Origin of the sequence: Actinotalea alkalitolerans, from assembly GCF_023369855.1 — a bacterium.
Classification (GTDB): Bacteria; Actinomycetota; Actinomycetes; order Actinomycetales; family Cellulomonadaceae; genus Actinotalea.
In genome coordinates this window covers 25,219-35,041 of sequence record NZ_JAMBPP010000026.1, presented here as the reverse complement: position 1 = coordinate 35,041, position 9,823 = coordinate 25,219, and the positions used below count along the sequence as shown (strand labels likewise).

The following is a 9,823-nucleotide window of genomic DNA, read 5'->3' as shown; positions in this document are numbered from 1 at the left end:
GGCCTGACCGACCAGGTTCTCGAACGATCTCGCTCACCTGCCGCACAGATCCGTCCGAGAAGCTGGTCAGGTCGGGATGGGCGGCTGGCGGGGGCGAGGCCGAACAGCGGTGGGCGATGGCGACCTGCGAAAGAGCCGGGACACCGGAGAGGCCGAACAGGCGCGCCCGACGCCGGCGCCGGACGAGCCGAGCCCATCAGGCCGACCCCGCCGGGCCGACCTACGCTCGGGGGATGACGGCGATCCTGTGGCTGCGGCGTGACCTGAGGCTGCACGACCATCCTGCGCTCGTCGCAGCCCACGAGGCCGCCGGGCCGGGCGGGGTGCTCCCGGTGTTCGTCGCCGACCCGACGCTGCTCGCCTCGGCCGGGGGTCCACGCCTCGCAGCGCTGCACGACGCCCTGACCGGTGTCCAGGAGTCCTTCGACGGTGCGCTCGTGATCCGTCACGGCCGCCCCGAGGAGGTGCTGCCGGCCCTGGTCGAGGAGGTCGGTGCGACGGCCGTGCACATCAGTGCCGAGACCACGCCCTACGGACGTCGGCGTGACGACCGCGTCGGGTCCGCCCTGCCCGACGGCATCCCCCTGGTCGCGACCGGCAGCCCCTACGCCGTGACCCCGGGGCGGGTGCTGAGCGGGGGTGGCACCCCCTACAAGGTGTTCACCCCGTTCTCCCGGGCCTGGCGCGAGCACGGGTGGCGCCGTCCGGCGGCGGTACCGACCGGCCTGACCCTGCACCGCGGGCCGGGAACGGAGTCCCTCCCCGCCGTGCCCGACGGCGTCCCCGACCTGCCCGCCGTGACCGAGGCCGCGGCCCACGAGCGCTGGCACGCCTTCCTCGACGAGGACCTCGTGGGGTACGCCGAGGACCGCAACCGACCCGACCTGGACGCGACGTCGGGCCTGTCCGTGCACCTCAAGTACGGCACCATCCACCCACGCACCCTGCTCGCCGACCTCGCGGACCACCCGGCCGCGCGGTCCAAGGACGCCACCACGTTCGCCTCCGAGCTGTGCTGGCGGGAGTTCTACGCCGACGTCCTGTGGCACAACCCCGCATCGGCCTGGACCGACCTTCGGCCCGACCTCGGCGGGCTGACCTACGAGGACCCCGAAGGTACGGCATCGGCGGCCTTCGAGGCGTGGACGCAGGGACGTACGGGCTTCCCCCTGGTCGACGCCGGGATGCGGCAGCTGCTCGCCGAGGGCTGGGTGCACAGCCGGGTGCGGATGGTCGTCGCGAGCTTCCTGGTCAAGGACCTGCACGTGTGGTGGGGGCACGGTGCACGCTGGTTCCTGGCCCACCTGCGCGACGGGGACGTGGCGTCGAACAACCACGGCTGGCAGTGGGTCGCCGGGACGGGCACCGACGCCTCGCCCTACTTCCGGGTGTTCAACCCGGTGCTGCAGGGGGAGCGGTTCGACCCCACCGGGGACTACGTGCGCCGCTACGTGCCCGAGCTCGCGCACCTGGCCGGCAAGGCCGCGCACCAGCCGTGGAAGGCCCTCGACGGGTACGCCGAGGGCTACCCCGAGCCGATCGTCGACCACGCCGCCGAGCGCGACGAGGCGCTGCGCCGCTACGAGGTGGCGCGGGGCTGAGACCGCGCGGGGCTGAGACCCCGGCCAGCGGTGTCAGCCGGCGAGGGTCCCGGCGAACACCTGCCAGGCGAGCAGCGACTTCGCGACCAGGCTGAGCGTGATGTACGTCCGCTCACCGACCAGGTAGTCGGCCCACCGGCCGACCCGGCGGTACTGGAGCCACTGGTTGACGGCGAAGATGTTGAAGAACACGAACAGCGAGACCACGATCCCGTAGACGAAGCCCGGGACGGCGACGTCGCCGCTCGCACCCGGCCGGACCAGGAGCAGGACGATGACGACCCACGGTGCGGCGCCGGCCACGCACCCGAAGACGAACGGCAGCCACCCGCCTCGTCCGGGGACCTCGTACTTCTCCTGGAGCCAGCCGAACAGGATCATCGCGGCGTTGACGACGAAGATCAGGATGAGCGTGGCGACGTCGGTCACCGAGCAGATCTGGGCGATGAGGACGATCATCACCGACGAGGACACCGAGTACTCGACCCACCGGGCGATGTTCTGCTGCTGGGCGAGGTCACGGCCGTAGCGCGCGAACCCGGGCGGCGAGACCACCCACAGGTGCGCGAGGGCGCTGATCGCGAAGAACAGCGCGACCCCCCAGGCCAGGCGCACGTCCAGCAGCAGCACCTGCTCGTACTGCGTGCTGCCCGGCGGCCCCTGGATGTAGGTCGCCGTCACCGGCAGGGTGAAGGCGCTTGCCAGGAGCAGGATCGCGACGGCCTGGAGGCCGTGGGCCACTGCCGCGACGGCGTTGTAGCGGCGGAGCCCGCCGAGCCGTGCCGGAGGGATGTCGAGCGGGACGAGTGCTGCCATGACGACTCCTCAGGGACCGCGCCGCCGGCCAGCGGTCGCTGGTCGGGTCCCACGGCGCCCAGGACCACTGTCGCAGACCGGGCCCCTGCGCACCGGTCGATCGGAGGTGCACCGGTATTGACCCGGACCATCGGCCTATCAAACGGGTGGACCGGTACGAGAGGGTGGTGATCAGAGGGCGGCAACCGCTCTCGGAGGGAACACCGGTCGCGACCCGGCCCTCCCGCTCTCCTGGAAGGCATGTCATGCACCCCAACGCCAAGCCCGTCCGCCTCGTCGGCCTCATCGCGATCATCGCGGGTGTCGTCCTGATCGTCGGCGGTGCCCTGACCTGGGGCATGGTCCGCAGCCAGCTCGCCGCCGAGAACATCACCCTGGGCGACGACGTCGCCATGTTCGCGGGCAACACCGTCGACGGCCCGATCGACGCCTACCTCCAGGCCGACATCATCAACAAGCACGCACTCGAGAGCTCGGGCGGCCAGACCTACGCCGAGCTCGACCGCGAGGACCCGGCGCGCGCCAGCGTCATGAACGCCTCGTTCCTGCGTGCCTCGCTGTTCACCTCGGTCATCGCCTTCGGTGTCGCGGCCTTCGCCGCCGGCATGGGCGTCCTGTTCATCCTGGTCGGGTACGCGCTCCGCAAGTCTGTGGCCGTGCCCGTTGCTGCAGCAGCTCCTGGCGCCTCGCACCGCGAGACACCGCCGACTGCCTGAGACCTTCCCAGGGCACGAAGGCCCCGCGCTCCTCGTGAGTGCGGGGCCTTCGTGTGTCCGGAGCGGCTCGCAGCTCAGCGGCCCCGCGTCGAGACGGTCACCGTGAACCGGGGGGTGCGTGCGACCTGCCGGGTCGGCCCGACGAGGCGCTCGAGGGAGGGCCGGTACATCAGGTGCGAGTTCCACACGGCCCACAGCTCGCCGCCCGGGCGCAGCACCCGGCCGGCGTCGGCGAACAGCCGGTGCGCGATCCCCGAGTGCACCGTGGCACCGGTGTGGAAGGGCGGGTTGAGCACCACGAGGTCGACCGAGGCGTCGGGTGTGCCCGCGAGTGCGTCGGCCCGCGTCACGGTGATCCTGTCCGCGACCCCGTTGGCCTGGGCGGTGGCGCGCGCCGAGGCGACCGCTGCGGCCGAGTCGTCGGTCGCGAGCACGGTGATCCCGGGACGGCGTCGGGCGAGCAGCGCCGCCACGACGCCCGTGCCGCAGCCGAGGTCGACCGCCGTGGTCGCCGCGGGGGCCATCGTGTCGAGCCGGTCGAGCAGCAGCCTGGTGCCCAGGTCGACGTGGGTCCCGGCGAACGCGCCGCCGTGGGCGCAGACCGTGAGGTCGAGGTCGTCGTGGCGCTCCCGGGCCGGCCAGCGGGACGCCGTCGACCCGCCGTCGGCCGCGGTGAACCCGCCGTCGGGCGCTGCGGACGGTCGCACCGCGCCGGACGCGACGAGCACGCGAGACTTCTGGCGACCCAGGCGCGCCTCGACCGTGGTGAGGTGACGCCCCAGGGTGTCGTTCATGGAACGTGTCATGTGCTTGACCCGGCCACCGGCGAAGACCTGCGCGTCGGGGTCGGCGTGGGCACCGATGAGCTCGGCGATCTCCTCGAGGGCGTCGAGCGACCGGGGCAGCTGGAGCAGCACGACCCGTGCGCCCGTGACCAGCGCCGTCTCCAGGCCCCACGAGGTGAAGGTCCCCTCGGGGTCGATGCCGACCCGGCCGGCGTTGGCGACCAGCGCCTGCTCCCCGGTCAGGGCGTCCTGGTGCACCCGGATCTGCCGCGCACCGTGCAGGGCCGCGGCCCCGAGGGTCAGGGCGCCGTAGCGGTCCCCGATGACGCTGACCGTGCCCGCGGGCGCCTCGGCGAGCGCGCCGGCGGCCTCGTCGAGGATCAGGCGGTCGCTGGCGTCGACGGCCACGAGGTTCACCGCCTCGATGTCGGGGAACCGCCGCAGGGCGTCGAAGGAGAAGTCGGTCACGGCGTGGGCTCCAGGTCTTTCGGTGTGCACGGCCGGGTGGCCTGCGCGGGGCTGGTGCTCCGGGCCGACGGCGCGGCGGGCACCCCGTCGAGGGGGCGGACCAGGGTTCGAGAATAGCCCGGTCGGACGACGCAGCGCGGCGCGGGCTTGCGGTGAAGAGCCCTTCCTGGTGATCCGCCCCGCGCGCGCCGGCCCGTGCGCGATGATCGGACCGGACGTCCCGGTTGGTCGAGGGCAGCACCAGGAGGCAGCAGGTGGCCGGTCACCGCACGCACATCCCGCACGGCACCGCACGCACGCACCGCTGCGTCGGTCGGGTCGCCGTGGCGGCTGGCTGCCTCGTGCTCCTCGCCGCGTGCGGCAGCGACGGCCCGCAGGTCGAGCGCACGGAGTGGCGGCTCACCGAGGAGCCCCGGGATGCGACCCTCGAGCTCGCGGTCTTCGTCGGCGGCAGCACCTGCACCGACTACGAGGGCGAGCACGAGGTCGAGGAGTCCGACGAGGTCGTCGAGGTGCGGGTCTTCGTGCTGCTCGACCTCAGCCAGGGGTGCAGCGAGGACTTCGGCGTCGCGCCCCTGACGATCGAGCTCGACGCGCCCCTGGGTGACCGGGTGCTGCGCGGGTGCGCCGGGGACGACATCCGCTCGCGTGGCTGGAACCTGCCCGCGGACGACGACTGCCGCGAGGTGCTCGACATGTTCGGCGAGCCCGCCGTGACCGGCTGACAGCGTCCGTCCCGCCACACACCCCACCCGTACCGTCACAAATCACCCGGCCCCACCTCTTCACAGGTACGAGCGACGCCTGCCCCGCCGCCGCCCGACGACGACGTCGGAGGCCTCGCCCGTGGCGTCGCACCGCCCGGTGCGGGGCCACCGCCGGGGGTGACCGCTCCCGGACGACGCCCAGGAGATGACATGCCCACCGACACACCGTCCCGGACCTCGTTCCGACGGCTCATCACCGCGAACCCGAACCACTTCGGGACCCTGAGCGACCAGACCCTGGCCGCCGCCCTCCCGGTCCAGGAGGCCAAGCAGTCCGACACCCGCTACGAGGAGATCGGCTGCGTCTCGTACAGCCCCGAGCGTGACCGGCTCGAGGCCACCGTCGTCATCAAGCGCCCCTCGGGGTACAGCGGCGGGCCCTGCAGCACCGGGTCGACCGAGTGGGTCCGCTTCTTCGTCGACTTCGGCGCGGGGTGGGTCGACGCCGGGTCGGCCGCGGCGCGGGTGTTCGACCTGCCGGCGGGGAAGGACTGCACGGGTGACGCCGACCACCCCTACGTCCACGTCGTGGGGGTGGTGCTCACGCCCGTGCGCCGCTTCTGCACCTCCCCGGTGCTGCCGCGGGTGCGCGCCATCCTGTCGTGGGAGCAGGAGCCGACCCCCGGCGACCCGTCGTTCGTGCCGGTATGGGGCGAGGTCCAGGAGGACACCGTCCAGATCAGGCCACGCCGCTCCTTCTTCCCCACCGACCTGACCGACCTGCTCGCACCGGCCCTGCAGATCGACCCCTCCGTGATCGAGAAGCTCATCGCGCAGGAGGCCATCCCGCTGCCCGTGCCCGAGCCCGACCCGGTAGGTCCCGTGGCGCTCAACCCTCAGCCCCTGCCCCCCTCGCCCGACCCCGTGCAGGTGCCGTTCTCGGTCGACCGGCTCACCAGGCTCTACTCCAAGGACAAGCTCGCGGTGCTCGCCGAGCGGGCCGTGGACCGTGCGGTCGCCAAGCTCGCGGTCGAGCCCGTCCCGGCGCACCGCTTCGCTGCGGCCGAGGCGACCGCCGCGATGTCCGGCACCATCTCGCCGGCGGTGCTCGCCCAGACCTCTCAGGCCTTCGGCAAGCTCCAGATCGACTGGAGCGCCGTCCTGGGCACCCTGGACGAGGGCAAGGGCGACACCAGGTACGAGGAGCTCGAGTGCGTGGGGCTCGACGACGCGTCCGCCCAGCTCGTGGCGACCTTCCGCGTCAAGCGGCCCACCGGGTTCTCCGGACCACCCTGCAGCGCCGGGTCCACCGAGCACGTGGCGTTCTGGGCCGACTTCGGCGACGACTGCGTCCTGACGTACCTGGGGACGGTCGAGGTCTCGACGCACGACTACATCACCATGCCCGCGACGGGGCTCTCCTACGCGGCGATCCTGCCCCTGGACCTGGGCTCCTACCGGCGCCTGTGCCAGGAGCGCGGCCTGCACCGGGTCCGCGCGGTGCTGTCCTGGAACACCCCGCCGTCCACCACGGACCCCGACGCCGTGCCCTACTGGGGCAACCGCCTGGACGCCCACGTGCACGTGCTCCCGGGCCGCCCGTACGACGGCGTCGCACGGCTGACCATCGTGGGTGGTGTCGCGACCAGCGAGATCCACCCGACCACCGGTGTCACCACTCCTGTCGCGCACCTCGCCTACACCGGTGCGGTACTCGACCCGCGGGGCTGCCCGTTCGCCCGGAGGGTCACCGTGCACGGACCCACCGACCCGGCGCTCGTCGGCAGCGACTACCGGCTCCTCGTGCGGGACGTCACGGCCGGCGGGGCACCTGGACCGGTCACCACCCCGTTCCGGGTGGTCGACCACCTGGGCGTGGGTTCCTGGATCACCCCCGACAGCGACGGGTGGACGACGTGGCTCGCCTGGAGCGCCAACACCCTGGGGCTCCTCGGCTTCGTCGACACCAGCGGCGACTCCCTGTGGGAGGTCGTCCTCGAGCTCGCCGGCGCGGGCGTGGTGGACACCCAGCGGGTCCAGCTCGACAACACCCTGAACGCGGCGTCCCTGGACCCGGCCAACGCCGCGCACCTGGCGTTCGACCCCGGACAGCTCGCCGCGCAGCACTGCGGGAAGTTCACCCAGGGCATGACCATCCACGGCACGTTCGACGCCAGTGACACGTGGTTCCGCTCCTGGGGCTTCTCGTTGCTGCCGACCGGGCTGCCGCCGTTCGCGCTCACCACGTCGACCTCGCCGACCACCGCGCAGGCCCCGGTCGGGTCGACGTGGTCGCTCGACACCGGTGCCCTCGAGCCCTGCGGCTACGTGCTGCGGCTCACGTCCTCGGACCGTGCGGTGGTGAACTCCACCTGGACCGGGCGGTCGGTGCCCGTCGACATCGGCTTCTGCCTCGAGTGAGACCCCAGGCTCAGCTGCTGCCTGCCCCGTTCAGAAGGGCAGGTAGTAGCTGAGCACGTCCGCGGTCAGCGGGGGGAACAGGGTGGCGAACAGCTCACGGTCGGGCCCCGGGTAGACGTCGGGGCGCCGGCTGGTCAGGCCCTCGATCCCCTGGTCGCCGAACAGCAGGGCGCCCAGGTGGTCGGGTGCCACACCCGCGCCGCCGTGGTCGCCGGGATCCTGCATCGGGCCGCCCGAGGTCACCGGACCCAGACCCTCCGGGCCGACCGGGATGCGGTGGTGCGCCCCGTAGGTCGAGACCACGATCTCGCGCCCGGTGCGGTCCAGGCCGGCGTCGACCAGCCGGCGCCAGAGCACCGGCCGGAGGAGGTCGAGCACCCGGGCGGCGTCGGGCAGGCGCACGTAGTACTGCTCGGACTGCTCGCGGTGACCGTCCAGCAGACCGGCCCACGCGTCGCCGGTGACCGTGCCGACCCGGTCGACCACCCGCACGTCGTCCTCGGGGGCCAGGGCAGCGACACCACGGAGCAGCTCGTGGGCGGCCTCGGTGTCGGCGGCGGCCGCATCGGCCAGCAGCAGGCCGCCGTCGGGCGGGGTGGTGCGACCCGTCGCCACCACCCGGCCGTCACGCTCCACCACCCAGGTGGTGCTGCCGTCATGGGCCAGCAGCCAGCGACGGCGCGGGGGCGAGTGCGGGACGGCCACGTCGAACCCCTGCTGAGCGGCCTCCTGCAAGGCGGTCGTCGCAGGGATGTCGGCCTCGACGGCGCGGCGCAGACGGGGCGGCTCGTGGGCCACCGCCGTCCCCGCACGGACGCCGGTCCCAGACCCGGCGTCTCTGCGGACCCGCGGGGTCTGGGCCATCTCGACCGCGTACTCGTACCCGAAGAGCCGGTAGAAGTACGGGATGCCGATCATGACCTGCAGCTCGTGACCCCGGGCCGCCGACAGGTCGTGGGCCCACCCCATGAGCACCCGGACCAGGCCCCGGCCCTCGTACTCCTCGTCGGTCGCGACCAGCTCGACCTGACCCGCGGGCAGCCGCACCTCGCCGAGCCGCAGCTCCTCGTCGAGCAGGGTGGCGGTGGAGACGACCCGGTCGCCGTCGACCACGACCGCGCACGACGACCAGCCTGCGTCGGGGTCGCGCACCACGAGCTCGTGGTCCAGGGCGTCGACCGGCTCGCCCCGGGCGACCAGCAGCGCACCGATCTGCTCGAGATCGGCCGGACCGGCGCCGCGCAGCACGAGCCCGCCGGGCAGCGCGAGGGGTCGGGCGGTGCGCTCGGTGTCCATGCCGCGGACTCTTCCGTGCAACCGGACGCCCGTCCACCTCATTGCGGTCGCCTGCCGCACCGTCGCCTACCGCACCGTCGCCTGCCGCGCCGTCGCGTGTCGCGCCGCCACCTGCCTCGCCGTCGCGTGCCGTGGACCGCGGTGAGCCCACGTCGGGGCGCGGTGGGAGACTGACCGGATGGTTGACGTGCGACACGTGGTCACGGAACGGCTGGTCCTGGACGTCCCTGAACCCGGCGACGTCCAGGACCTGCACGAGGTGCACGCCGATCCGAGCGTCTGGGAGCACTTCCCCTCGGGCCGTCACACCACGCCCGCCGACACCGAGGCCTTCCTCCGCCGCTGCGGTGAGGGATGGTCCGAGCACGGGCTGGACTACTGGACCGTGCGACTGCGCGAGCCGTCGGGGACCGGCCCGGTGGTCGGCCTGGCCGGGTGCAGCGTGCGGGACGGCGTCGTGTGGAACCTCTACTACCGGCTCTCGCGGGCGACCTGGGGCCGCGGGTACGCGCAGGAGATCATCGGGGCCGCGCGGACGGCCGCGGGTCAGGTGCGGCCCGAGCTGCCCGTCGTGGCATGCCTGCTCGAGCACAACAGGGGGTCGCGCAAGGCGGCCGAGCGTGCCGGGCTCGAGCTGACGTGGACCGGGCCCGACATCGGCAACCCCGACCCGACGGCGGTCCGGCTGGTCTACGCGGACCGTCCGCTGAGCGAGGACGCCCTCGAGTCGTGCAGCAGGGACCCCGCGATCGCCCCGGTCGCGGCGCTGCGACCGGCCACGATGCGCGGTGGGCTACGACGTCGGCTCCACGGTCAGCCGCTGCAGGGCACCCCGCCCCCTCCCGGCACGGGCTGATCCCGCGCAGGGCTGACCCCGAGCACCTGCTGACCCCCGCGGCGCGGGCTGACCCCCTCCACGACGAGGCGGGCCGGGGCGGGCGGGGGGGGGGGGGGCCCCCCCCCGCCCCCCGCGCGGGCCGGGGGGGGGGCCCCAGCGGCGGGGGGGCGCCGGC

Annotated in this window: 8 protein-coding genes; 5 read left to right on the top strand and 3 right to left on the bottom strand. The window is 73.6% G+C overall.

What is annotated here, in order from left to right:
- Positions 1-233: 233 nt before the first annotated feature.
- Positions 234-1,601, top strand: coding sequence for a cryptochrome/photolyase family protein (locus tag M1R94_RS19945; RefSeq protein WP_249383482.1), 1,368 nt, complete (start codon positions 234-236; stop codon positions 1,599-1,601).
- A gap of 33 nt (positions 1,602-1,634) precedes the next feature.
- Here M1R94_RS19945 and heR read toward each other — a convergent pair whose 3' ends face one another.
- Positions 1,635-2,417 carry a heliorhodopsin HeR gene (gene heR, locus M1R94_RS19940; protein WP_249383481.1) on the bottom strand — a complete coding sequence of 261 codons (783 nt, stop codon included), beginning with the start codon at positions 2,415-2,417 and terminating at the stop codon, positions 1,635-1,637.
- 245 nt (positions 2,418-2,662) lie between these two features.
- Between heR and M1R94_RS19935 the strand changes: the two genes are divergently transcribed.
- Positions 2,663-3,133, top strand: coding sequence for an aromatic ring-opening dioxygenase LigA (locus tag M1R94_RS19935; protein ID WP_249383480.1), 471 nt, complete (start codon positions 2,663-2,665; stop codon positions 3,131-3,133).
- Positions 3,134-3,207: 74 nt separating this feature from the next.
- Here the strand turns inward: M1R94_RS19935 and M1R94_RS19930 are convergent, their stop codons facing one another.
- A complete protein-coding gene (locus M1R94_RS19930) occupies positions 3,208-4,386 on the bottom strand; it encodes a class I SAM-dependent methyltransferase (RefSeq protein WP_249383479.1) in 1,179 nt (392 codons plus the stop codon).
- A gap of 254 nt (positions 4,387-4,640) precedes the next feature.
- Between M1R94_RS19930 and M1R94_RS19925 the strand changes: the two genes are divergently transcribed.
- The gene (locus M1R94_RS19925) at positions 4,641-5,111 is read left to right on the top strand and encodes a hypothetical protein (RefSeq protein WP_249383478.1); all 471 of its coding nucleotides are present in this window, start codon (positions 4,641-4,643) and stop codon (positions 5,109-5,111) included.
- A gap of 192 nt (positions 5,112-5,303) precedes the next feature.
- On the top strand, positions 5,304-7,514 hold the full coding sequence (locus M1R94_RS19920) for a hypothetical protein (protein WP_249383477.1): 2,211 nt from the start codon (positions 5,304-5,306) through the stop codon (positions 7,512-7,514).
- A 30-nt stretch (positions 7,515-7,544) separates the two neighbouring features.
- Here the strand turns inward: M1R94_RS19920 and M1R94_RS19915 are convergent, their stop codons facing one another.
- Positions 7,545-8,810 (bottom strand): GNAT family N-acetyltransferase, encoded by a 1,266-nt coding sequence (locus M1R94_RS19915; protein WP_249383476.1) that lies wholly within the window; start codon positions 8,808-8,810, stop codon positions 7,545-7,547.
- A gap of 178 nt (positions 8,811-8,988) precedes the next feature.
- On the opposite strand from M1R94_RS19915, the gene M1R94_RS19910 reads away from it, so the two are divergent.
- Complete coding sequence (locus M1R94_RS19910) at positions 8,989-9,666, top strand: GNAT family N-acetyltransferase (protein WP_249383475.1); 678 nt, start codon at positions 8,989-8,991, stop codon at positions 9,664-9,666.
- Positions 9,667-9,823: the final 157 nt, after the last annotated feature.

Excerpts from the sequence above, each read along its gene's own strand:
- M1R94_RS19945 (WP_249383482.1), top strand. The coding sequence starts at position 234 with ATGACGGCGATCCTGTGGCTGCGGCGTGACCTGAGGCTGCACGACCAT.
- heR (WP_249383481.1), bottom strand. The coding sequence starts at position 2,417 with ATGGCAGCACTCGTCCCGCTCGACATCCCTCCGGCACGGCTCGGCGGG.
- M1R94_RS19935 (WP_249383480.1), top strand. The coding sequence starts at position 2,663 with ATGCACCCCAACGCCAAGCCCGTCCGCCTCGTCGGCCTCATCGCGATC.
- M1R94_RS19920 (WP_249383477.1), top strand. The coding sequence starts at position 5,304 with ATGCCCACCGACACACCGTCCCGGACCTCGTTCCGACGGCTCATCACC.
- M1R94_RS19915 (WP_249383476.1), bottom strand. The coding sequence starts at position 8,810 with ATGGACACCGAGCGCACCGCCCGACCCCTCGCGCTGCCCGGCGGGCTC.
- M1R94_RS19910 (WP_249383475.1), top strand. The coding sequence starts at position 8,989 with ATGGTTGACGTGCGACACGTGGTCACGGAACGGCTGGTCCTGGACGTC.